Source organism: Arthrobacter psychrolactophilus, from assembly GCF_003219795.1.
Classification (GTDB): Bacteria; Actinomycetota; Actinomycetes; order Actinomycetales; family Micrococcaceae; genus Specibacter; species Specibacter psychrolactophilus.
The window spans coordinates 35,133-56,594 of the sequence record NZ_QJVC01000012.1; the positions used below are offsets into that span (position 1 = coordinate 35,133).

The 21,462-nt window shown below is 62.1% G+C and carries 20 protein-coding genes, 1 tRNA gene and 1 other RNA gene; 14 read left to right on the forward strand and 8 right to left on the reverse strand.

Translation table 11 applies throughout. From position 1 onward, the window contains the following. Window positions 1-128: 128 nt before the first annotated feature. Complete coding sequence (locus CVS30_RS11980; RefSeq protein ID WP_181419788.1) at window positions 129-716, forward strand: TetR/AcrR family transcriptional regulator C-terminal domain-containing protein; 588 nt, start codon at window positions 129-131, stop codon at window positions 714-716. A 10-nt stretch (window positions 717-726) separates the two neighbouring features. Beyond that, the gene (locus tag CVS30_RS11985) at window positions 727-1,647 is read left to right on the forward strand and encodes a hypothetical protein (protein WP_110485566.1); all 921 of its coding nucleotides are present in this window, start codon (window positions 727-729) and stop codon (window positions 1,645-1,647) included. Window positions 1,648-1,680: 33 nt separating this feature from the next. Here CVS30_RS11985 and CVS30_RS11990 read toward each other — a convergent pair whose 3' ends face one another. Further along, window positions 1,681-2,142, reverse strand: coding sequence for a DUF3817 domain-containing protein (locus CVS30_RS11990; RefSeq protein WP_110485567.1), 462 nt, complete (start codon window positions 2,140-2,142; stop codon window positions 1,681-1,683). Window positions 2,143-2,205: 63 nt separating this feature from the next. Next, window positions 2,206-3,129 (reverse strand): oxygenase MpaB family protein, encoded by a 924-nt coding sequence (locus CVS30_RS11995; protein ID WP_110485568.1) that lies wholly within the window; start codon window positions 3,127-3,129, stop codon window positions 2,206-2,208. A 149-nt stretch (window positions 3,130-3,278) separates the two neighbouring features. Between CVS30_RS11995 and CVS30_RS18005 the strand changes: the two genes are divergently transcribed. Continuing rightward, entirely contained in the window at window positions 3,279-3,446 is a 168-nt protein-coding gene (locus CVS30_RS18005; RefSeq protein WP_181419790.1) for a hypothetical protein, read from the forward strand. A 56-nt stretch (window positions 3,447-3,502) separates the two neighbouring features. After that, entirely contained in the window at window positions 3,503-3,967 is a 465-nt protein-coding gene (locus CVS30_RS12000; RefSeq protein ID WP_110485610.1) for an SRPBCC family protein, read from the forward strand. A 9-nt stretch (window positions 3,968-3,976) separates the two neighbouring features. Here CVS30_RS12000 and CVS30_RS12005 read toward each other — a convergent pair whose 3' ends face one another. Next, complete coding sequence (locus CVS30_RS12005; RefSeq protein WP_110485569.1) at window positions 3,977-4,477, reverse strand: universal stress protein; 501 nt, start codon at window positions 4,475-4,477, stop codon at window positions 3,977-3,979. A 137-nt stretch (window positions 4,478-4,614) separates the two neighbouring features. On the opposite strand from CVS30_RS12005, the gene CVS30_RS12010 reads away from it, so the two are divergent. Then, window positions 4,615-5,331, forward strand: coding sequence for a DNA alkylation repair protein (locus CVS30_RS12010; protein ID WP_110485611.1), 717 nt, complete (start codon window positions 4,615-4,617; stop codon window positions 5,329-5,331). Window position 5,332: 1 nt separating this feature from the next. Here the strand turns inward: CVS30_RS12010 and mptB (CVS30_RS12015) are convergent, their stop codons facing one another. Beyond that, on the reverse strand, window positions 5,333-6,928 hold the full coding sequence (mptB, locus tag CVS30_RS12015) for a polyprenol phosphomannose-dependent alpha 1,6 mannosyltransferase MptB (RefSeq protein WP_110485570.1): 1,596 nt from the start codon (window positions 6,926-6,928) through the stop codon (window positions 5,333-5,335). Window positions 6,929-7,160: 232 nt separating this feature from the next. On the opposite strand from mptB (CVS30_RS12015), the gene CVS30_RS12020 reads away from it, so the two are divergent. Together CVS30_RS12020 and CVS30_RS12025 are read left to right on the forward strand one after the other, a co-directional pair. Continuing rightward, window positions 7,161-8,513 carry a glycosyltransferase 87 family protein gene (locus tag CVS30_RS12020; RefSeq protein WP_245934580.1) on the forward strand — a complete coding sequence of 451 codons (1,353 nt, stop codon included), beginning with the start codon at window positions 7,161-7,163 and terminating at the stop codon, window positions 8,511-8,513. 76 nt (window positions 8,514-8,589) lie between these two features. Then, window positions 8,590-9,813: a glycosyltransferase family protein gene (locus CVS30_RS12025; protein ID WP_110485571.1), complete on the forward strand. Its 1,224-nt coding sequence runs from the start codon at window positions 8,590-8,592 to the stop codon at window positions 9,811-9,813. Here the strand turns inward: CVS30_RS12025 and mptB (CVS30_RS12030) are convergent. Then, window positions 9,803-11,326, reverse strand: coding sequence for a polyprenol phosphomannose-dependent alpha 1,6 mannosyltransferase MptB (gene mptB, locus CVS30_RS12030; RefSeq protein WP_110485572.1), 1,524 nt, complete (start codon window positions 11,324-11,326; stop codon window positions 9,803-9,805). The two genes, CVS30_RS12025 and mptB (CVS30_RS12030), sit on opposite strands and share 11 nt — an antisense overlap. A 117-nt stretch (window positions 11,327-11,443) precedes the next feature. Between mptB (CVS30_RS12030) and orn the strand changes: the two genes are divergently transcribed. The 6 genes from orn (at window position 11,444) to CVS30_RS12060 (ending at window position 17,286) form a co-directional block, all read left to right on the forward strand. Further along, the gene (orn, locus tag CVS30_RS12035) at window positions 11,444-12,040 is read left to right on the forward strand and encodes an oligoribonuclease (protein ID WP_110485573.1); all 597 of its coding nucleotides are present in this window, start codon (window positions 11,444-11,446) and stop codon (window positions 12,038-12,040) included. 167 nt (window positions 12,041-12,207) lie between these two features. Continuing rightward, a tRNA-His gene (locus CVS30_RS12040) sits at window positions 12,208-12,283 on the forward strand. 117 nt (window positions 12,284-12,400) lie between these two features. Beyond that, on the forward strand, window positions 12,401-12,973 hold the full coding sequence (def, locus tag CVS30_RS12045; protein WP_110485574.1) for a peptide deformylase: 573 nt from the start codon (window positions 12,401-12,403) through the stop codon (window positions 12,971-12,973). A gap of 172 nt (window positions 12,974-13,145) precedes the next feature. Then, window positions 13,146-14,591, forward strand: coding sequence for a sugar porter family MFS transporter (locus CVS30_RS12050; protein WP_110485575.1), 1,446 nt, complete (start codon window positions 13,146-13,148; stop codon window positions 14,589-14,591). Window positions 14,592-14,741: 150 nt separating this feature from the next. Further along, window positions 14,742-15,602 (forward strand): acyltransferase domain-containing protein, encoded by an 861-nt coding sequence (locus CVS30_RS12055; protein ID WP_110485576.1) that lies wholly within the window; start codon window positions 14,742-14,744, stop codon window positions 15,600-15,602. A 79-nt stretch (window positions 15,603-15,681) separates the two neighbouring features. Continuing rightward, a complete protein-coding gene (locus tag CVS30_RS12060; protein WP_110485577.1) occupies window positions 15,682-17,286 on the forward strand; it encodes a peptide chain release factor 3 in 1,605 nt (534 codons plus the stop codon). A 28-nt stretch (window positions 17,287-17,314) separates the two neighbouring features. Here CVS30_RS12060 and CVS30_RS12065 read toward each other — a convergent pair whose 3' ends face one another. The 3 genes from CVS30_RS12065 to CVS30_RS12075 form a co-directional block, all read right to left on the reverse strand. After that, window positions 17,315-18,160 (reverse strand): HNH endonuclease family protein, encoded by an 846-nt coding sequence (locus CVS30_RS12065; RefSeq protein ID WP_245934577.1) that lies wholly within the window; start codon window positions 18,158-18,160, stop codon window positions 17,315-17,317. A 139-nt stretch (window positions 18,161-18,299) separates the two neighbouring features. Then, window positions 18,300-18,680: RNase P RNA component class A (gene rnpB, locus CVS30_RS12070), an RNA gene on the reverse strand. Between the two features lie 269 nt (window positions 18,681-18,949). After that, on the reverse strand, window positions 18,950-20,434 hold the full coding sequence (locus tag CVS30_RS12075) for a glyceraldehyde-3-phosphate dehydrogenase (protein ID WP_370800967.1): 1,485 nt from the start codon (window positions 20,432-20,434) through the stop codon (window positions 18,950-18,952). A gap of 243 nt (window positions 20,435-20,677) precedes the next feature. Here CVS30_RS12075 and CVS30_RS12080 point away from each other — a divergent pair, with 243 nt between their 5' ends. Beyond that, the gene (locus CVS30_RS12080; protein WP_110485578.1) at window positions 20,678-21,442 is read left to right on the forward strand and encodes a YaaA family protein; all 765 of its coding nucleotides are present in this window, start codon (window positions 20,678-20,680) and stop codon (window positions 21,440-21,442) included. The last annotated feature ends 20 nt before the right edge of the window (window positions 21,443-21,462 follow it).

The window sequence follows — 21,462 nt, forward strand, 5'->3', positions numbered from 1 at the left end:
GCTGGTCCCCCAACGTCGGCTCGGCAGAGACGTATTGGTGGGCCAGCGGCCAGATGCTGCCGCCATGGGGCAAAATGGAAGGTGCCCTCTGGGCATCCCGGCACAGACAAAACGAAAGATTGCAACACATGCCCCTCACTCGTGATCAGGTCATCGAGACCGCCTTTGACATCCTGCGGGACTACGGGTTGGCCGATCTGTCCATGCGTCGTTTAGCACGGGACCTTGGCGTGCAGCCCGGAGCCCTGTACTGGCATGTGAAGAACAAACAAGAATTGCTCGGCGTACTCTCGGTCATGATCCTGGTGCCCGCCGATTCCGGACCCACACGCTCAGACGCGGGCGCGGAAAGCGGGGCGATTGCTGCCCTACGCCTGCAATCCCGTGCCATCCGGCGGGCCCTGCTGGCGGTGCGCGACGGCGCCGAGGTGGTGACGCTGACCCACGCTCTGGACCCGGAATCGCTCAACGTGCTGGGCCGGCTTGCTCTGGGATTTGAGGCCGCAGGCTTGCGCGGGCACAAGGCCGGATGGGCCGCCAAGGCCCTGGTGCATTACATCCTCGGCAGCGTCACCGAGGAACAAACCCGCAGCGGGTTGATCCAGGCCGGCGTTCTTTCAGCCCCGGCTGAGCGCGGCGACGCTGAGGACGCCTTTGACTTCGGGCTCGAACTGCTGCTTGCAGGCGCTGCCGCGACACCCAACACCCCACGGTAAGATTCCGGACATGGATATCCCCCGCACAGCAAAGCTGCACCTTGAACTTGACGTGGAATTCGACGGCAGCGATGCCGTCCAGGGCTACGCTCGCCATTGGGCACACGAACAGGCCGGCGACGATGCAGCATCGTTGGAAGCAAAACTCGCCCAGGCCGCCGAAAGTCCCGAATCGGCTCTCATGATGGTGCTGGAACCCGACGATCTTCTCGGTGAGGTGCCCGGGGTCATGGCGCTGGGCGCGAGCATGTGGATCGACGGCGGCTCCGAGGCAGATACGTCCTGGCCCGATGAGGCTGAGCTGGACGACGAGGAGGAGTTCGACGACGAGGCGGAGGAAAGTGACGAGGACTGGCTCCAGAAGATTTTCTTGGCCGCCGACAAATTACCCGGCCTGGACCTCACTGTCTTGGGATATGCCACGGCCGAACTCAACCCTGACACCCGAGCCCAGGCGCTGCGGCAGGCCACAAATCTCCGGGGTGCCCTGCACTGGGCTTACGAATATGTCATCGATCAGCTCTTTGATGATGTCCAGACGCTGCGCACCTCTGCCGACAGCGTCGGGGAGACGCTCCAGCTCTGCGCTCTCCCGCCGGCCTACCGCCCCGCCTTTGATGCCTTGTTTGCTCAGCGCTTCCTGGTCGTCGCCCTTGATGTGGGCCACTGCCTGGTCAGCGGTTTCAGCTCGCCATCATGCCTTGCCCAGGAGCTAGCCCTGAAGCTGCTTCTAGACAGCGTTGAAAGCCTCGAATTCATGCTGCCGGACCTGGACATGCCTCAGGACTGGCGTGTCCTCGCTAGCGAGAACCTCTTCACGAGCCTGGATCATGAACTGCTCTACCTCAGCCATGACGGCGCCTCAGATATCTCGGACTGGTTCACGCCCTATCTAAACCAGACGTTGAACCCCTATGCGGCCAACGAATAACCGGTGCCCGAAGGCTCCCTGCGGCCGCCGCGATTAAGCGCGGCCGCCGGGCGGGCCAACGATCAGCAAGGTGGCCATGATGCCGCCAACCACCACGACAAAACTCACACCCAACAGCACCGGCCGGGCGACCATGGCCCGCAGGGCCACATCAGTCCAGGCCCGGTCGCCGGGATGGTCACTGGCGGTGGTGCGCCATGCGCCGTCGAGCTTTCCATGCTTTTCCAGCCACCGATCGAAGGGGATGGTCAGGTACGGGATCACAGAGGTGGCCGCGGCAACCACAATCAAGCCCTTGGGCCAGCGCTGGTTCAGTCCGATCAGGGTCGCCGTCACGACATAGGCGATGAACACCAGACCATGCACAAATCCGCCGATGGAGACCGGCCAATCACCGAGTTTCACCCCATATTTCAGGATCATACCTAGGATCAGGAGCGTCCAGGTGACAGCCTCGGCCGTGGCTATAGTGCGGTAAAAAGTGCGTGGCGACATGATCTGGATACAGTCCTTGAGTGGTGGGCGGAAGTCCGTTGGCAGAAAACACCATCATCTACCCTAGCCGCGCTTACTGGGAGCGTCCTGCATACCCAAACGCAGCCGCCGCGCCCTCGCCGCGGTTTCGCTAGGGCCCGGTGATCCCAAACCCCACTGTACGACGGCGAGCACGAGTCGGGTGGGAATCCGTACCGGAAGCGGTACGGGGCCAAGTGACGGCGGGTGCAGGTGCAGAAGTTCGCGATAGACCGGGGGCAGTGCCGCCACCGCGGCTGCAAACAACACCGCATATCCGGCCTGTTGTGAGCGCGGCAGGGGCGGGTGACGAATGAAGGCGACGGCCTCACGGGTACGCGCATCGCAGCGAAGCTCGCACGTAAACGCTGCAAGCTGAGCGGTGAGTTCACTGACGGAGGTGGGCGGATCCGGTACCCGCATGAGGGCGCCGGCCACGGCCCAGTCGGCGACGTAAGCATCAGGGCCGCCGGGAATGGGGCCGCCGTAGGCGCCATGTGCGGACAAGAATGCTTGCGTGAAGGCCAGATGCACCCACCGGAGCAGCTCGGGATCGTTGGCCGCATAAGGGCGTTCCTCACCGGCATTTGTTGTGTAGCTCCCCCGAATGTAGCCATGGATGCGTTGCACCTTGGTGGTGGCCTGCTGGGCAGTCCTCGTGTCCCCATAGCTCACGGTAAAGATCCATTGAATCGTGCTGGCCAAACGGCCCAGCGGATCCGTGCGGAAGTTGGAGTGGTCGTGGACCCCGGCGAGGGCGCCTGGGTGCAGCGCCTGAATCAACAAGGCCTGAATGCCGGCCACAAGCGTCGTCATGGACCCGTGGACAGACCACGCCGCCGAATCAGGCCCAAAGTAGCCTGCGTCGTCGCCCTTTTCCAGATCGCGTTCCCATTGCGGGACGGTGGGCGAATTGTTACTGAAGGTGCCGCGCAACTGTCGTCGCCAACGGGCCACGGGATTGATCATGATTCCAGTCTGAACCCCCGCAGCGGAAATGCGGTACCGCTGCGCAAAACAAGGCCTCACGTTCTCCTGACAAAGCCGCGGCAAAGGATCACAATGAAAGAGAGGCCGCGGCCATCAGGGGCCCGGCGGCAACAAGAGAAAGCACAGCCATGAGCAATTCACCAGCCACAAACCCCAGTGACGCAATCGCACCCACCCACGATCCGACGTCACGGGAATATGCTGAGACGGCGGCAGAAGGAGGCGATGGCAGGGAACTGCCGGAAATCCGCATGCACACCCAAGACCCTGCCGAAGGCCCCGACGACGTCGACTGACTCGCCCTTTTCTGCGGGCACTGACGATTGTCGGTGCGGGAGCCTATGCTGTGATCATGTCAACATTCAGCGTCTCGCGCAGCTCCGTCATCCCAGCCCCCGCAGCAGAGATTTACGCCTTGGTTGTCAGCTTCCGTGAGTGGCTGAAATGGTCGCCCTGGGAAGGGATCGATCCCTCCATGCAGCGCAGCTACTCGGGTCCTGTGGCGGGTGTGGGCGCCAGCTACTCGTGGACGGGAAACGGCAAGGCCGGAGCGGGAACCATGGAAATTCTCGAGGCCGTCGAACCGTCCAAGATCCATCTCCGCCTTGAGTTCACGAAACCCATGAAGGCCGTCAATCCCACGACCTTCACCTTTGAACCCGTGGCCGAGGGGACCCGCGTCACCTGGACCATGACGGGGGAAAACAAGGGCCTGAGCCGGGTCTTTATGCTGTTCATGAACATGGACAAATTGGTGGGCGGCGATTTCGAGAAGGGTCTAGCTCAGCTGGCAGATTGCGTGGCTCAGAAGAGCTGACCACTCGGCTCAGCCGTGCAGCGGCTCGTGGGCATCCACGCGCGGAATGGCAAGCACCGGAATGTGCTGGTTGGCCAGCAACTTTCGGACCACCGAGCCGGCAAGGACTTCATTGACACCCGCCAGCAGGCCCGGGCGGCGGGCACCGACCACAATGACCGAGGCATTCACGGCCTGGGCCAAGCGTCCTAGGGCAAGCGCTGTTTCGCCGCCCAAAACGCGAATGCTTGCCGACACCTGGTGCGCCTCCGCGGCCGCGGTCAGCAAGGGTTCCAGTTCCAAGACTGCCGACGCCGCCTCGTCCTCGGGATCCAGGGCCCGGTTCAGGGACTTGCCCAAAACATTGCCGTCGGGGTCCCATTCGATGAGATAACTGCCGGGATCGACATAAGCGCCGACCAGCTCGGCACCTGTTGCCGCGGCCAATTCGACGGCGAACGCCAACACCGCGGGATCTTGTTCCGGCAGCAATCCCACGACTACTGCGCCTTGACCAAAACGAGGATTCATGACCGGCTCGTTCCCTTGGGACCCCCTGCTACACAGGCTATGGACCCATCTTCGCGCATTCGCCTGCGATGCGAAAGGGCTCGACGCGGCCTGAGGCGAAAGTCCCGGGCAACTCCCGCGGCCGCTACGCTGAAGGCATGTTGTCTTCCGAGTTACTCAGTGCCGTTCCACACGGTATCCTCAACACCGCTTTTCTTCATGCGCTCCCCTCCGAGTTGGAGGCCGTGGCCATACCTGACAAGGCCGTCGGGATGGCCCAGTATATGAAGTCATCCATGCCCTTCATGGGCGTCCCCTCCCCTTCCGTCCGCGCGACGGTGCGGTCGCTGGCCAAGGTGCATCCCTTCTCCAGTGTCGCGGAACTGCACGCCACCGTGACCGAGCTGTGGACGACGGCCCAGTTCCGGGAGGAACGCTACGCGGCCATCATGCTCACCGACTCTCGCCTCGGCCGAGGTGAGATTGGGCTCTTACCGTTTTACGCCGTCGTCATTGGCAGTGGCCAGTGGTGGGATTACGTCGACGCGGTGGCGCCGCGGGTCTGTGAATTGTTCCTCAAGGAGCCGGAGTCCATGGAGGCGCTACTGCGGCAGTGGAGTGTGGCGGAGAATTTCTGGTTTCGGCGCTCGGCGATCATTGCCCAGCTTCCGGCCAAGGCGGCGACAAATGTTGCGCTGCTGCAGGAGCTCATCGAGCCCAATCTTGGTGACAAGGAATTCTTTATCCGCAAGGCGATCGGCTGGGCCCTACGACAATATGCCCGGACCGATCCGGCCTGGGTACGCGACTATGTGCGGCACAACGAACAGCGGCTGAGCCCGTTGTCGTACCGTGAGGCGCTCAAGCACCTCTGAGTCAGGCAGGCTCGGCGGCCTTCTCTGGCTTCGTGGTAAGGAAGAGTCCACGGGTGGCCTTGTCCTTGAACATGATGAACAAGACGCAGGCGAACCCGACCACGATGGCCACGGTGCGAACCATGACGACGGGAATCCACGGGAACACGCTGAGCTGATCCGTCAAGGCGATCAAGGTAAAGAAGGCCGTCAGGTACAGCACGGTGCGCATCTGCCACCCTTCCTCAAGGCCCGTGATGGCAAAGAAGGCCAGCAGCCACAGCATGTACCAGGGCTGGATCATGGAGGCCATGAGCACCACGACGGCAAAGGCCCACGCCATCCGGCGCAGCACCGCCTGGCTGTGGCGGCGTGTTTCATCAAGGGCGTCCGGGTTCTGGTGAGCCACGCCGTTGGCGGCCGGAATCGGGATCTTCCAGAATGCCAGGACCATGACGAGCAGGATCGAGATGCCCTGTGCAATGGTTTGTATGACATCGGTGACGGAGCCGCCGGCGCCGCCGAGGAGCGTGATGACGAATCCGACGGTGTGGGAGAACAGGCCCACGGGGGCATACCAAATCCACACGGTTCCGGGGGTTTGCAGTGCCGCCAACCAGCCAAAGCCCAGACCGTTCATGACACCCATGACGGCCATGATTCCCATGGAGATGGCCAGCGTCGCTGCCCAGATCGCAAACTTGCGGACCCAGCCGGCTCGCGAGCCTGCCCAGAGCAATCCGACAAACGGCAGCGCGATCAAGGTGATGGGTTTGATGGCGATCGAGGCGGTCACCAACAAGATGCCCAAAATGGGGCGCTTCGCCGACGCGTAGTACAGGCCGGCCACCACCAGGCCGAGCATGAGCGAATCGTTATGCACGCTGGCCACAAAGTTAATGAGCACCACGGGGTTCAACACCACGAGCCACAGGGCGCGGTGTGGGTTGAGGCCGTGACGCGCCGCCAGCTTCGGGATGTAGATGGCAAGGAGCACGACGCCGATCAGGCACGCGATGCGGAAGGGAATCAGTGCGATCTCGGGGCTGCCCGCTGGCAGGAGCACGGCGAAGTGCTCTAACCACAGCCACAGCGGTCCATAGGGTGTGGGAGCCTCGGTCCACAAGGTATCCGGGCCAAGTGAAAAGTAGTTATTGAGGGCAGAAATGCCATCGGTGTACGGATCCAGTCCCTGTTGCATGAGACGGCCCTGCCCAATGTAGGCGTAGGAATCTCGGCTAAACAACGGCAACGTCAACATCAGGGGGGCCACCCAGAGCATCAACGCCTTCTTCAGGATCGGCGCAGAAGTCTCATCCCAGGGCGCCAGATGTTGGCGTAGCCGCAACCAGCCTCGCAGCATGAGGGCCGCCCCAACGCACAACAAGACCGTGGCAATGATCACCGCGGCCGGAGTGGTCCTGGCCACGATAAAGAGTGGATTGCGGATCAGCACGGAGCTGCTGGCGAGCCAGCCAACGCCAAAGGAGCCCAGCAGCAACATGATGGAGCCGGCAAAGCCCTGCCACACCGCTGAGGCAGCGGTTCCGGTACCGCGGGGGAACTTCTTCAACACCTTCAACTCCACCTCTGGCAGGACAACACGCGCGCTGGTCAACTGCTTTACTCCTGAACTAGTGCTGTCCTTGATGTCAGGACGGGTTTGCGTGTGGTGGGCCAAATCGGCCCCAGGGGAGCTACAGGGCGCTGCGCTAATATGTAAGCAGCCACGGACTCCGTTCTTGGCATTCTACCCACTTCAGCCGGTCAATTCCTTGGAATCGACCGCAGGCCATGTGACGCGTTTGACCTTCTCGCGCCCGGCACACGCTTCTACGAAGGACTGGATCATCTCCACAGATACGTTTTTTGCCGCTCTTGCCCGATTCCGAGACCGGCTCCTGCCCTCTCGAACCCAGAACTGGCTGAAAACATCGCGTGGTTTATGGACCGTCTTTGGCGCCATTCATGTGCTCTTCCTCGTGCTCGCAGGGCTGCTATCGCTGCGTGGAGAAGCGTTTAGCGACACGTTTATCTACCGCATCTGGGCCTCAGTGGACTTCAACGAAAGCCTTGTGACGGGCCCGAGCCCCTGGGTTTACCCGATTCTTGCCCTGATTCCCATGGCCATCGCCTATATTTTTGGCAGCGGTCCCTTCCTGTTCATCTGGGTTTTGATGATCGCCGCGCTCAATACCTTGGCCGTGGGCAAGCTCACGCGGTGGGGTAAGAACACCGAGGCGATCCCGGCGGCTCTGTGGTGGACCGTGTTCACCGCACTCATGGCGTGGCTTGGCTTTGCCCGCGTCGACGGGTTAACCGCCCCGGTGGTCTTGATCGCGTTGACCATCGGCGTGGCGAACCCGTTCCTGACCTCGTTCATCCTCAGCATCGCCACCTGGACCAAAGTCTGGCCGGCCGCCGTCGTTCTTGCACTCTTTACGGTGGTGAAGAAGCGCGTGCAGGTAGTGCTGGCCGGTGTTCTCGTGACGGCCCTGGTGGTCGGCATGGCGCTGAGCATGAACGCGCTGCCGAAGCTGCTGAACTTCCTGCTGGAACAAGGCGATCGCGGCATGCAGCTCGAGGCCACGTTCACCACCCCCTGGCTGTGGATGAGCGTTTTGGGCTTAGGCGATGCGCACATGTACATGAACCAGGACATCAACTCCATGCAGGTTGACGGCCCCGGTTCTGCGACCATGAGCGTTTTGATGCAGCCCCTGCTCATCGCGGCCGCGCTGCTCGTTGCCGGTCTCGTGTTCTGGGCCCTGCACACCGGTAAGCGCAATGGTGGCGCCGATCGCACCGCCCTGCTGCTCTTTGGTTCCCTGGCACTCGTTACCGCGTTCGTGGTCTTCAACAAGGTGGGTTCCCCGCAGTTCATGGTGTGGCTGGCGCCCGCCGTTGCCGTGGGATTGTCGTACCAGTGGAAGGCATGGCGCGTCCCGGCAACGATGCTCATTGGCGTGGCCGTCCTGACCTTCCTGGTGTACCCGCTCTTCTATGACGCGCTCTCACACAACAACCCGCTCATGGCCGGCGTGCTGACCCTGCGCAACCTGCTGCTCATCGTGTTGTTTGTCTGGAGCGTCCGTCAGCTCTTCCTCATGGGCCGCAACCCTGGCCTGATTCCTCGCCATGATCTCGCGCCCGACGCCGTGAGCGCCCCTGTGGCAGCGCGGTCGACGAACAAGGAGCACTAAGATTTCTGCTCCGCTGTTTGACCGTTTTCTGGCCCAGGCCGTTGACATCCGCGGCCGTTTCCTGTCGCCCAAGGTGATGGGTTGGTTCCGCACGCCTACCAGCGTGTGGTGGGGATTCGCCGTCGTCCATGTCTTTTTCCTGGCCTGGATGATGAGCTTCATCGTCCATGGCAACACCTTTAGCGACACCGAGCAATACCGGCAATGGGCGCTGCTGGGCTACAACCCGGCCGAGCTAGGCGACACGATCAGCCCGTGGGTGTATCCCTTGCTGGCGCAGATTCCCATTTTTGCCGCGAATGTTTTTGGGCCCTCCCTGTATCTGCTGGGCTGGACGCTCATTGTCATCGCGCTCAATGCCGTGGGTCTGGTGTTCCTGACGCGAGGTAAACGCGCTCAGACCGGCATTGCGCCGGCCTGGTTCTGGCTGTTTTTCACCATGTTTATGGGCTTTCTCAGCTTTGCTCGCGTGGAGGGCATCACGACCTCGCTCGTGCTCATCGCCCTGCTGTACGCGGTGGAACGGCCTGCTGTCGCGGCGCTGCTGCTCGCGATCGCTACGTGGGTCAAGGTCTGGCCGGCTGCCGTCATCGCACCTTTGCTGATTGCTAGCGCTCAGCGGGTGAAGATTTTCCTGATCGGTGTGGGTGTGAGCGCGGCCGTGGCGATCTTTGCCGTGGCGACCGGCGCCGGATCGCATCTGCTGGATTTCGCCATCAATCAGGGCGATCGTGGCATGCAGCTCGAGGCGACCTTCTCCACGCCCTGGGTGTGGCTGAGCGTGTTCAATCTTGGCGGTTCCAAGATCGCCGACAACGTGGCCATCAACTCCACCGAGGTGTACGGCCCGGGCGCTGACGTGGCGGCGTTTTTGATGCAGCCACTGCTCATCGTCGCGGCCCTGGGTGGCGCCCTGCTCATGATCTGGGCGCTGCGCCGCGGTGCTCAGCGTGAGGAGCTCATCCTCGAAGGTTCCCTGCTGATGGTCACGGCGTTCATCGTTTTCAACAAGGTGGGCTCGCCGCAGTTCATCATCTGGCTGCTGCCCGTGGTGGTCGCGGGCCTGGTGCACGACTGGGAGCGGTGGAAGATTCCGGCCACGTTGCTCATGGGTATCGCGTTCACCACCTTCATCATCTACCCGTTGTTCTACACGCCCCTGATCCACGCCAATCCGATCATGGCCGCGGTCCTGACGAGCCGCAACGTGCTGCTCGTGACCTTGCTGGTGTGGGCGGTGCGCCGGACGGTAGAGCTGGGCCGCAATGCCGTGGCCGCACCGTTGTCCGCTACCGCGTAGCGTGCGCGGCGGCTCGGGCGTCGAGGGTGGCTTCGCGGCTAAACAACAGCTTGCGGGTGTGGATGTCCAGCACCAAGAGGTAGATGACCGCACCCCACGCCACCGCGCTGGCCAGGGTGTCCGATCCCACGCGTAGCGACACGAAGTTCCACACAAACAGCTGATCTTGCGCCCCGAACACCACGAAAAACGCCACCACGACATAACAAACCTTGATCTGCCAGTTGTTGCGGATCCCTGTCGCGGCCAGCAGTGGCAGGAACCAGAGGATGTACCAGGGCTGGATGATCGGCGCCAATAGTACGACGGCGGCAAAGGCCAACCCTGCGCGGCGCACCACCTGCTTGGGGTCACCAAAGAGCACAAGCCACGCCGCGAGGCACATGCTGGTGATCGTCAGGAGGCTGCGGAAACCGTTACCGATACTCGTACCGTTCAGCCCCACGGCGTTCCCGAGTGCCTCGAGCATTTGACCGCCAAAACCTGAGGGCGAATAACCTGTGTACCCCGGGGTAGTGTCTGTCAGCGCCCAGGTCCAGCCCAATCCCAGATTCCCCGGCAGCCCCATCAGCACGAGCAACGCCAGACTCAGCAAGCCGGTCGCAGCCCAAAAGAGGAAGCGTCTGCCCCACCCCGCGGCCTGCCCGGCCCACAGCAAGCCGACAAAGGGCAGCAAAACAATCGTGATGGGTTTGACCGCGATGGACGCCGTCACTAACACCACGCCCAGCAGCCCGCGGTGTGTTGCCGCGAAGTAGATGCCGGCCACCGCCAATCCCACCATCAAGGCATCGTTATGCGAGCTGGCGACGAAGGAGATCAGGAATAACGGGTTGGCAACCGCGATCCACAGGGCACGGGCACCGTTGACCCCATGCAGTGCGGCCAGCTTGGGCACATACATGACGCAGAGGAGCACGCCAAGGCCGGCGATGACCCGGAACAGTAATACCGAGATATCCGGTTGTGCGCCGGTGATGGCCACGACGCCACGGCTGAGCCACAAAAACACCGGGCCGTAGGGTGTGCGGTTTTCTGCCCAGGACGGGTCGGTTCCCAGCATGAACCAATTGCTCAGGGAGGAGATGCCGTCGGAGTAGGGATCGAGCCCCTCGGCCATGAGCCGGCCTTGGCCCGTATAGGCGTACACATCCCGCGAAAAAATCGGCACGGCGATTAGGAGCGGGGCACTCCAGGCCACAACAGCCCAGACCACGGCCTTGAGCGCTCCTGGTCCCCAACTCGCCAGCCGTTGTCCTAATCGGAGCCAGGATCGCAACAGCACCATGGCGCCTAGGACCAGCAGCACCGTGGAGCTCATGACGCCGAAGCCTTCGGTGCGCATGGCGATGACGAGGGAGTTGCGGATCATGGGCGAACCGTTGGCGATCCAGCCGACACCGACTGAGCCCACCAAGATCAGCACAGATCCGAGAAAGCCTTCAAGGACCGCAATCCAGGCCCGTGGCTCGGCGGCTGCCCGCTCCTGCCGAGCGGAAGGCAGGGCTGTCATCGAAAGTCTCCGACCGTCGTCGTAGTGGTGCTGCAATTTGGTAAGGGCATGCAGCTTCAGCCTGCAGCAATTTTACCAGCGCGGCGGCGGAGGCAAGGTTAGCGGTACATTGGACTCGTGGCTATTACTAATGAACGCATTGTGTGGATTGACTGTGAAATGACCGGCCTGGATGCCGTCAACGACGCCTTGATCGAGGTTGCGGCGCTGGTAACCGACTCCGAGCTGAACATCTTGGGCGAAGGTGTTGACGTTGTTATCAAGCCCAGCGATGAGGCCCTGGCCCAGATGGGCGATTTTGTGCGCACCATGCACACCAACTCGAAATTACTCGATGAGCTGTCGGCCGGAACCACCATGGAGGATGCGCAGGCACAGGTTCTCGCGTACATCCGCGAGCACGTTCCCGTGGCGAACAAGGCCCCCTTGGCGGGTAACTCCATCGGCACCGACAAGGTGTTCTTGGCCCGCGATATGCCCGAACTTGTCGAGCACCTGCACTACCGGGTCATCGATGTGTCAACGATCAAGGAGCTCTCACGCCGCTGGTACCCGCGTGCCTACTTCCAGTCCCCCGCCAAGACCGGCAATCACCGTGCCTTGGGAGACATCAAGGACAGCATCAACGAGCTCAAGTACTACCGCGAGGCCGTCTTTGTGCCCGCTCCCGGTCCGGATTCAAAGACCGCCAAGAAAATTTCGGTAAAGTTCTAACGCCAAGTTCCGCGGAATCTCGCGAAATTTATTCCGCCGCAACGCGATCTAGCTCACAAAGTGGCAAAAAAGGGTCTTTTGATTTTGCACCCCCCGCCAATTCATGTAGAGTAATCGTCGTTGCCACAAGCACGGAGGGTAAAACTTCCTAGCAAACGGCGGACATGGTGGGATTAGCTCAGTTGGCAGAGCGCCTGGTTGTGGTCCAGGAGGTCGCGGGTTCAACCCCCGTATCTCACCCCAAAGTGTGATTCGCTTGAGAATCACGAAACGCCCCGGTCACTTGATCGGGGCGTTTTTTATGTCCCCAAAGTCTTATAAACTTTTTTTCATTATTGCCAGCGCGAAAAGGAAATCCTCATGACCATCCGCCCCGTGACCATCCTGGGTGAACCCGTACTTCACCGCCGCGCTGACGAGGTCACTGCCTTTGATGCGGAGCTCCAGGCCATCATCGCGGACATGTACGAGACCATGGACGCCGCCAATGGCGTGGGGCTGGCAGCTCCCCAGATTGGCATTGGCCTGCGGATCTTCACCTACAAGATGGAGAACGACGACGACGTCCCCGAGCGAGGCGTCGTCGTGAACCCCATGATCACCGTCGGCAAGATTTCCGGCAATCCGCCCAGCACGGACGACGAGGTCGAAGGCTGCCTGTCCGTTCCTGGTGTGGACTTCCCGCTCAAGCGCGCCGAATGGGTGCGGGTTCGTGGATTTGATGCCGAGGGTAGCCCCTTGGACTTTGAGGCCACCGGCTGGTTTGCGCGCTGTATGCAGCATGAATACGACCACTTGGACGGCAAGCTCTACGTGGATCGCCTCAACCCCCGTTACTCCAAGAAGGCTAAGCGGGTTGCCAAGAACCTTGGCTGGGGTGTGCCGAACCTGACCTGGATGCCCGGCGTCGATCCGGATCCCTTCGGCCACTAAGCGCAACACGCGCCACCGTGACACACGTCCCATGAGTCATATCTCATAGTAGGGATTACACGGACCAGGCCGATTCCCCCATCTGCGTGGAGTAGTTTTACCTGTTGGAATTACTCAGCATTTTTTTCGCAATGGACCACGAGTTAATCTGTGGCGGCTTCAAAGGGGAACCATGTCCGGAACATCCACTTCTCAATCATCGTCGACGGGAATACCCCGTAAAGTCGTCGGGCTTGCTGTGGCAGGCGCCGTGGGAGGCTTCCTCTTCGGCTTTGACTCCTCCGTTGTTAACGGCGCCGTCGATGCTATGCAGGACACCTTCGTCCTGGGCGATGCGCTCACAGGGTTCGCCGTCGCCGTCGCACTTTTGGGTTGCGCCATTGGCGCCTTCGCGGCCGGCCGCATTGCCGATGCACGGGGCCGCATCCCGGCCATGAAGATCGGTGGCGTGTTGTTCCTCGTCAGCGCTCTGGGAACCGGTTTGGCATTTAGCGTTTACGACCTGGTCTTCTGGCGCCTCGTGGGTGGCTTGGGCATCGGTCTGGCATCGGTCATCGCGCCGGCCTACATTTCGGAAATTTCGCCCAGGAAGCACCGCGGCCGCTTGGCCTCCCTGCAGCAGCTGGCCATTACGATCGGTATTTTTGCCGCTCTACTCTCCGACGCCCTGTTCGCTAACGCTGCCGATGGTGCCGCCAATGTTCTGTGGCTGGGTCTGCCGGCTTGGCGTTGGATGTTCCTGGCCGCAGCCGTTCCGGCCATCGTGTACTTCTTGATCGCACTCAAGTTGCCGGAGTCTCCGCGCTACCTGGTTCTGCATGGCAAGGAAGACGAGGCCGCCAAGGTCTTCAAGACCATTGCTCCGAACGAAGATGCACAGATCAGCATTCGCGAAATCCTTGACGCCGTTCACGCCGACAAGCAGGCTGCCCGCGAGAGCACACTGCGAGGTCACCGCTTCGGCCTGATGCCCGTGGTCTGGATCGGCATCATCCTCTCCGTACTGCAGCAGTTCGTTGGCATCAACGTGATCTTCTACTACTCCACCACCCTGTGGAAGGCTGTGGGCTTCCAGGAAAAGGACTCGCTCACAATCTCCGTGGTCACCGCCATCGTGAACATCTTGGTCACCTTGGTCGCGATTGCCCTCGTGGACAAGATTGGTCGCCGCCCCATCCTGCTCACCGGTTCCATCGGTATGGCCGCCTCCTTGGGCACCATGGCGCTGGCCTTCGCCTCAGCCAGCGGTTCGGGTGCTGATATCTCGCTGCAGGGCGCATGGGGTCCGATTGCTCTCGTTGCCGCCAACGTCTTCGTCATCAGCTTCGGTGCCTCATGGGGTCCGCTCGTCTGGGTCCTGCTCGGCGAGATCTTCCCCTCACGCATCCGCGCCCGGGCCTTGGGCCTGGCCGCTGCCGCTCAGTGGATTGCCAACTTCGCCATCACCTTGACGTTCCCGTCCATGGCAGCAGCGTCCTTGCCGCTGACCTACGGCATGTACGCGCTCTTCGCCGTGGCATCGTTCTTCTTCGTGATGTTCAAGATCCCGGAGACCAACGGCATGTCGCTCGAGGAAGCCGAAACGCTCTTCGATAAGAAGCCGCAGACCGCCAAGTAAGCACCACACCCCTCCGGGGCCGCGCGGAATGTTCGGTTCTGCGTAAAGTTCACCGTGAACTTGCCGCACAACACTGTTGTGCGGCAAGTTCGGGTCCAACTCAACGCGGAACCGAACATTGCCGGCCGGTGGATTAGCTAGGCTGGTGCTATGACCTTGCGCACAGCCATGAGCCCGGAACAAACGGTGGACTACCTCAACATTGCTGCGGAGGACCGCGCCAACGCCTTGACGGTGCTGACCGCCGCACCCACCCCGGCGGTGACCCGGGTTGTGGCATATCTGGACTCACGACTCGGCAGCGCGGATGACTCCGTTCCGGATTTGAGCACGCCCGATGTGCCCGTCACGGAGGCCGACTGGCTCACCGCCATGATGCACTACGTGCCCACGATTATCCGATGGCATGGGGACCGCAACATTCCCGAAGCGATCTCCCGGGCAACTCTGGCGGACTTCGGCCGCAATATGGCCATCAATCGTCGCGTTCATGGACGTTTTGGCATGGACACCTACAAGTGGTTGACCCACACCTTCGCCGGGCGCCTCTTTCAACTGGGCCGCCTGCAGTTCCTGATCCACCAGCCCAAGGCCACCATTGCCGGCGTTGCCCCGGGCGAATGGATCCTCGGCATTCACATCCCCGAAGACGGCGGGCTCTCCCCAGCGGTCGTCGGTGCCAGCCTTGCCCTCGCGGCGCCCTTCTTTGCCACGCATTTCCCAGAGACACCGGTCCGGACCGCCAATTGCGAATCGTGGCTGCTGGATCCCTACCTGAGCGAACACCTGGATCCGGCCTCCAATATCGCCGCGTTTGCCGCCCGCTTCGTGCCTTATGGTGAACCTCTGCACCAGCCCACGGATGCCGTGTACTTCACCTTCCGGACCCGGAGCATGGAGAACTTGGCCACACTCCCCCGCACGACGGCGTTACAAAAGATTGTTCTTGACCGCATCGCCGCCGGAGGTGCTTGGCAGCTGGGCTTTGGAGCGCTGAGGCTGCCACAGTAAGTGGGGCCAGCCTGCGGTAAACTTAATAGTTGCGCCCTGCCCTCGCCCCAAAAGTTCGTCACCGCTAGAAAGTAGTCTTGTGTCCTCTCCGGCCCAGTCCCCCGCCCGCGCCACCGAAATTTCCGGCCAGGCGGAGCGTCGCAGAACGTTCGCCGTCATCTCACACCCGGATGCTGGTAAGTCCACGCTGACAGAAGCCCTGGCCTTGCACGCCAAGGTCATCGGAACGGCCGGTGCCACGAACGGCAAGTCGAACCGGCGGGACACGGTCTCTGACTGGCAGCAGATGGAAAAGGACCGCGGTATCTCCATCAGCTCCGCGGCGCTGCAGTTCTCCTACCGCGACACCGTCATCAATCTCCTCGACACCCCCGGCCACGCCGACTTCTCCGAGGACACCTACCGTGTTCTCGCCGCGGTTGACTGTGCCGTCATGCTCGTGGATGCGGCCAAGGGTCTGGAAACTCAGACCATGAAGCTGTTCGAGGTGTGCCGTCAACGCAATCTGCCCATCATCACCGTTATTAACAAGTGGGACCGTCCCGGACTTGACCCGCTGGAACTCATGGATGAGATCACCGAGCGCACCGGTCTGAAGCCTATGCCTCTGACGTGGGCCATTGGCATCGCCGGCGACTTCCGTGGTGTGTGGGATGTGCGTCGCGACGAGTTCGCCAAGTTTGCCCGCAATAGCTCCGGCGCCCAGATCGCCTTGACCGAGTACCTCACCCCGGAGCAGGCCGCCGCCTCCGAAGGTGATGCCTGGTCCGATTCCACGGACGAGGCCAGCCTGGTCATCGACGAGGAAAACCCCCTGGATCTTGAGGCGTTCTACGCTGGCAAGGCCACTCCCCTGCTGTTCTCCTCGGCGGCCTTGAACTTTGGTGTCAAGCAGATCTTGGACACCTTGGTGGACTTCGCCCCTCCGGCCTCCGCACGCACCGATGTGGCTGGCGAGACCCGCCCCGTCGACGCCCCGTTCTCCGGCTTCGTCTTCAAGGTCCAGGCCGGCATGAACCAGGCCCACCGCGACCACGTCGCCTTCATCCGCATCTGCTCCGGCATGTTCGAGCGCGGCATGGTGGTCACGCAGACGCGCACGGGCAAGTCCTTCGCCACCAAGTACGCCCAGCAGGTCTTTGGCCGCGACCGCGAGGTCATCGATACTGCCTTCCCGGGCGACGTCGTCGGCCTCGTCAATGCCTCCGCCCTGCGCGTGGGTGATAGCTTGTTCGTCGAGGAAGCCGTGGAGTACCCGGCCATCCCGCTCTTCGCCCCCGAACATTTCCAGGTGGCCCGGTCCAAGGACCCCAGCAAGTACAAGCAGTTCCGTCGCGGCATCGAACAACTCGAGCACGAGGGCGTCATCCAGGTCCTGCGCTCCGATCTGCGCGGTGATCAGGCACCCGTGCTGGCCGCCGTCGGACCCATGCAGTTCGAGGTTGTCGAGGACCGCATGCACCACGACTTCAACGCCCCCATGCGACTCGAACGCCTCCCCTACTCACTCGCCAGGTTGACGACGCCGGACGCAACAGAAGTCCTGGCCAACCTCCATGGCGCTGAGGTACTTGAGCGCAGCGACGGCGAGTTCCTGGCCTTGTTCAACGATGTGTGGGCCATGCGCCGCGTGGAAAAGAACCACCCTAATCTTCAGCTGACCGAAATCGGCACCAAGATGTAATTGCCACAACTCAGAGCCTGTTCCCCGTTTATCCTCCCCGAGGAAGATATCCGGAGGGCAGGCTTTGTTGTTGTGGGCACAACCCCAGGACGCGTTGCATGGCGACTTTCTCCGCGGGAGTGACCCAGAGCCGATAAGCGGCCTTGACCGAGATCTGCCGGGCCACATAGTGACACCGGAATTTCTTGGAGGGAGGCAACCAGGTGGCCGCGTCGCCGTCGGACTTGTCCTCATTAGCAGGACCATCCGCCGCTAAGAGATTGAGCGGATCATTGGCCAAGCTCAGGCGTTGCTCCGGACTCAACGCCGCCGCACCGGTCCGCCAGGCATTGCCCAGCGCCACGACGTGGTCGATCTGCACGGCTCCGCTACTGTCCTTGCCACGTTTGAAGGCAAACTCGCGCCCCGTGTAAGGCTCGGCGAACATCCCCGACGCCACGAGGCAGAGCGAATCAGCCGCGAGCGTGACCTCGCTTAGATCCCTGCGCAGGACATCGTTGCGGGTGTCACAGCCATTGCCGTCCACGTCCTGCCAGGCATCACCAAAGGCACTGCGCTGGTAGTCATTCCCGGGCGCCTTTCCCTTGACCTCGAGGGTTTCCAACAGGGCCAGGGCGCTGCCCGAGCCCACGGCGACCAAGGGTTGACCCAAAGCTGGCGGCAGGGCGGTCAGCGTGGGCGGCGGCCCGGGGTTCACAACAAAGGGCCAGCGCCCGGAGCTGTGCAGCCAGCCGGCCAGCAACACCAGAACGATGACGGCAAGCACCACCGCGGAGCGCAGGGGCGCGGGGCGTGCAAAGTCTGCGTCGCGAGGTGGCGGGCGTGAGGTGGGCGTGGGCATGCTGCGCTGGATCTCCTGCGCATGCCGTGCCATGAGAAACCCCTGACTACTGTGCCGTTGCGGCCGCACGCTCATCGTGGTGAGTTAAGTCTAAGGAGAATGTGTGATCCTTGCCCCGGGTTATCCACAGGGGCCAGAATCCGCGGATTTGCGCAGGAATTCACGAGTTAATTGGATAGGGCAGCCGATACGCCGGGTTTTGTCATCCGCCGAAGTTACCCGCGGCGGAGAGGCAACCATCCATCTACGAACGCCGTTGCCGACGCCCTCTAGCAGCCTACCCAGGCACTCGGGCGAACAGCCCTCAATCATGCCCTGTCTGGCCTTGCTCCGGGTGGGGTTTACCTAGCTTCCCTAGTCACCTAGGGAACTGGTGGTCTCTTACACCACCGTTTCACCCTTACCCGCTCCGGTACGAAACCGTGCGGGCGGTCTATTCTCTGTGGCACTGTCCTGCGGGTTACCCCGAGTGGGCGTTACCCACCACCCTGTTCTGTGGAGCCCGGACGTTCCTCGAGCCACTTGCGTGACGCGCGGTTGCCTAGCTGCCCTATCCAGCTACTAAGTCTAGTCGCTTTGACACCTCACTGATGACGCCGCGAGGGTGAGCTGGGCCGCACAAGGCGCGTGTCCGTCGTCGTACTGGGCGGACCCCATGTTGACCTGTCATGTAATGCCCGAATCGCCCCGATCTAAAGGGCGTCATCTGCCGAGTCAACGTGTGGGGGTGAAGGTGGTGACGAGAAAGCAGAAGGGGCGGGCCCGGCGTCGAACTTTAAAAAGTCCGACGGCGGATCCGCCCCTTAGGTGCGAGAACGTCCCTTACGCTGTGGCCGGGACAGCGGAGGCGTCGATGTTCGGGAACTGGCGCGGGTGCACCCCGGCCATCTCCTCCATGACACGCACGACCTGGCAGCTGTAGCCAAATTCGTTGTCGTACCAGACGTAGAGGACGAGGTTCTTGTCGGTGCTGATCGTGGCGAGGCCGTCCACAATGCCGGCGCGGCGCGATCCGACGAAGTCGCTCGAGACCACTTCGGGGGAATCGATGAAGTCGATCTGCTTGCGCAGGCCCGAGTGGAGGGAGACCTCTCGGAGGTAGCTGTTGACCTCGTCCTTGGTGGTGCCGTTTTCCAACGTCAGGTTCAGGATGGCCATGGAGACGTTGGGGGTTGGGACGCGGATCGAGTTGCCGGTCAGCTTGCCCTCGAGCTCGGGCAGGGCCTTCGCAACGGCCCTGGCGGCACCGGTTTCGGTCAAGACCATGTTCAGCGCGGCGGAACGTCCACGGCGGTCACCCTTATGGAAGTTGTCCGTCAGGTTTTGGTCATTCGTGAAGGAGTGGACGGTCTCGACGTGGCCGTGGATGATGCCGAACTTGTCGTTGAGCACCTTCAGCACGGGGGTGATGGCGTTCGTGGTGCAGGATGCGGCCGTGACGATCTTATCCTCGGGCGTGATGGTTCCGTGGTTGATGCCGTGAACGACGTTCTTCAACGGGCCCTTGCCCGGAGCGGTCAGCAGCACCCTCGCAACGCCGGTGCTCTGCAGGTGCTGCGAGAGACCTTCCTCGTCGCGCCAGCGGCCCGTGTTGTCCACGACGAGGGCGTTGCTGATGCCGTAGCTGGTGTAATCGATCGTGGCGGGGCTATCGGAGTAGATGACCTGGATGGCGGTGCCGTTGGCGAGGAGGATGTTGCGCTCGTGATCGACCGTGATGGTGCCATTGAAGGGGCCATGGACGGAGTCGCGACGCAGCAGGCTGGCACGCTTGGTCAGGTCCATGTCGCCACCCTTGCGCACCACGATGGCACGCAGGCGCAGGCCGTGGCCACCGCCGGAGTGTTCGATCAAGATGCGGGCCAGCAGGCGGCCGATGCGGCCAAATCCGTACAGGACCACGTCGGTGCTGCTGCGCTCGTCGGCACCAAATTGATCGACGACCTCGGCCAGTTCGGCGCGCAGGAAGGCTTCGAGGTCCTCGCTTCCTGAGGCCTTGAAGCTGGCATTGAGGCGGGCCAAGTCCAGTGAGGCGGCGCCGAGCTGCAGGGTTACCAGGGCCTGCAAGAGCGGCAGGGTTTCTTCCACGGGGAGCTCAACCTCGTCGATCTGACGGGCAAAGCGGTGAGCCTTCAAAAGACTGATGACCGACTGGTTGATGAGTGAGCGGCCGTGAATATTCGTCAGTACGTTGTTCTCACGGTAAAGCTTGCCGATGAGCGGGATCATTGCCTCCGCCATGGTCTCGCGGCCGATCCAGGAGTCTAGGACGGCGTCGGAGTTATTTGCCACAAGTTGTTGCACCACAGTAGTTACCCTTTTCCAGCTTGAAACACCCTTGGTTCAAGCCATCTTTAGTGTGGCAGTGGGCACGAGTCGGCAGCAATTTCCGTGAGCCGACTCACTATACCGGTCTAGACTGATGGTTCTAAAGGCCCACTGCGTCGTAACGCCCTCGCCGTCAGCGAGGCCTTTTTGAGAAACGCTGGGACAGCTGAGCCCTTTCCCCTGGTGACTCTGGGCTAGCTCGCGAACCGATAAGCTCGAACGGTGCTAATTTTGCTGCCACCCTCTGAGGGTAAGACTCCCGCCGCTGACGGCTCCCCCGTTGACCTTGCCGAGCTCAGCTTTCCCGAGCTGACCACTGCCAGGCAGGACGTTGCCGTGGCCTTGGCTGCCATCTCGGCGCAGGATGATGCTCTCAGTCAGCTCGGCGTCGGCGCTTCCCTGGTGCACGAGGTCAGCCGCAATACCCGCCTCGCCCACGAGCCTGCCGCTCCGGCACACAGTATTTACAGCGGCGTGCTCTTTGACGCCCTGGGTTACCAGAGCCTGACTACACCCCAGAAGATCAAGGCTGATGCAGCCGTTGTGGTTGTCTCGGGACTCTGGGGGGCCGTACGTTTTGCCGATCGCATTCCGGCCTACCGCTTGTCGATGTCGGTGGGTCTGCCGGGCCTGGGCAAGCTCGCGAGCTTCTGGAAGCCGAAGTTGGCCTCGGCCATGGAGGACGCGGCACAGGGCCAGCTGCTGGTCGATTGCCGCTCCAGCACCTACGCCGCGGCCTGGGTGCCCGCGCCGGAGCGTACCGTGGCCGTGAATGTTTTCACGGAGCGGGATGGCACGCGCAAGGTTGTCTCGCATTTCGCCAAACACACCCGCGGCGAGCTGGCCCGGCATTTGCTGACCCGTCGCGGCAAGGCGCCCGAGACTCCCGCACAGCTGGCCAAGGCTGCCGGGGAGAAGTGGACCGTGGAGCTCGTGGCCGGCACGGCCCGCAAGGCGCACGCGCTGAACATCATCCTCACGGACTAACGCCCCTTGCAGGAGCAAGG

What these genes read in the sequence shown, in the direction of transcription:
- mptB (WP_110485572.1), bottom strand. Translation starts at nt 11,326, where the DNA reads ATGACAGCCCTGCCTTCCGCTCGGCAGGAGCGGGCAGCCGCCGAGCCA.
- CVS30_RS11990 (WP_110485567.1), bottom strand. Translation starts at nt 2,142, where the DNA reads ATGTCGCCACGCACTTTTTACCGCACTATAGCCACGGCCGAGGCTGTC.
- CVS30_RS11980 (WP_181419788.1), top strand. Translation starts at nt 129, where the DNA reads ATGCCCCTCACTCGTGATCAGGTCATCGAGACCGCCTTTGACATCCTG.
- CVS30_RS12025 (WP_110485571.1), top strand. Translation starts at nt 8,590, where the DNA reads ATGGGTTGGTTCCGCACGCCTACCAGCGTGTGGTGGGGATTCGCCGTC.
- CVS30_RS12000 (WP_110485610.1), top strand. Translation starts at nt 3,503, where the DNA reads ATGTCAACATTCAGCGTCTCGCGCAGCTCCGTCATCCCAGCCCCCGCA.
- CVS30_RS12065 (WP_245934577.1), bottom strand. Translation starts at nt 18,160, where the DNA reads ATGGCACGGCATGCGCAGGAGATCCAGCGCAGCATGCCCACGCCCACC.
- def (WP_110485574.1), top strand. Translation starts at nt 12,401, where the DNA reads ATGACCATCCGCCCCGTGACCATCCTGGGTGAACCCGTACTTCACCGC.
- CVS30_RS12010 (WP_110485611.1), top strand. Translation starts at nt 4,615, where the DNA reads ATGTTGTCTTCCGAGTTACTCAGTGCCGTTCCACACGGTATCCTCAAC.
- CVS30_RS18005 (WP_181419790.1), top strand. Translation starts at nt 3,279, where the DNA reads ATGAGCAATTCACCAGCCACAAACCCCAGTGACGCAATCGCACCCACC.
- CVS30_RS12050 (WP_110485575.1), top strand. Translation starts at nt 13,146, where the DNA reads ATGTCCGGAACATCCACTTCTCAATCATCGTCGACGGGAATACCCCGT.
- CVS30_RS11985 (WP_110485566.1), top strand. Translation starts at nt 727, where the DNA reads ATGGATATCCCCCGCACAGCAAAGCTGCACCTTGAACTTGACGTGGAA.
- CVS30_RS12055 (WP_110485576.1), top strand. Translation starts at nt 14,742, where the DNA reads ATGACCTTGCGCACAGCCATGAGCCCGGAACAAACGGTGGACTACCTC.
- CVS30_RS11995 (WP_110485568.1), bottom strand. Translation starts at nt 3,129, where the DNA reads ATGATCAATCCCGTGGCCCGTTGGCGACGACAGTTGCGCGGCACCTTC.
- CVS30_RS12005 (WP_110485569.1), bottom strand. Translation starts at nt 4,477, where the DNA reads ATGAATCCTCGTTTTGGTCAAGGCGCAGTAGTCGTGGGATTGCTGCCG.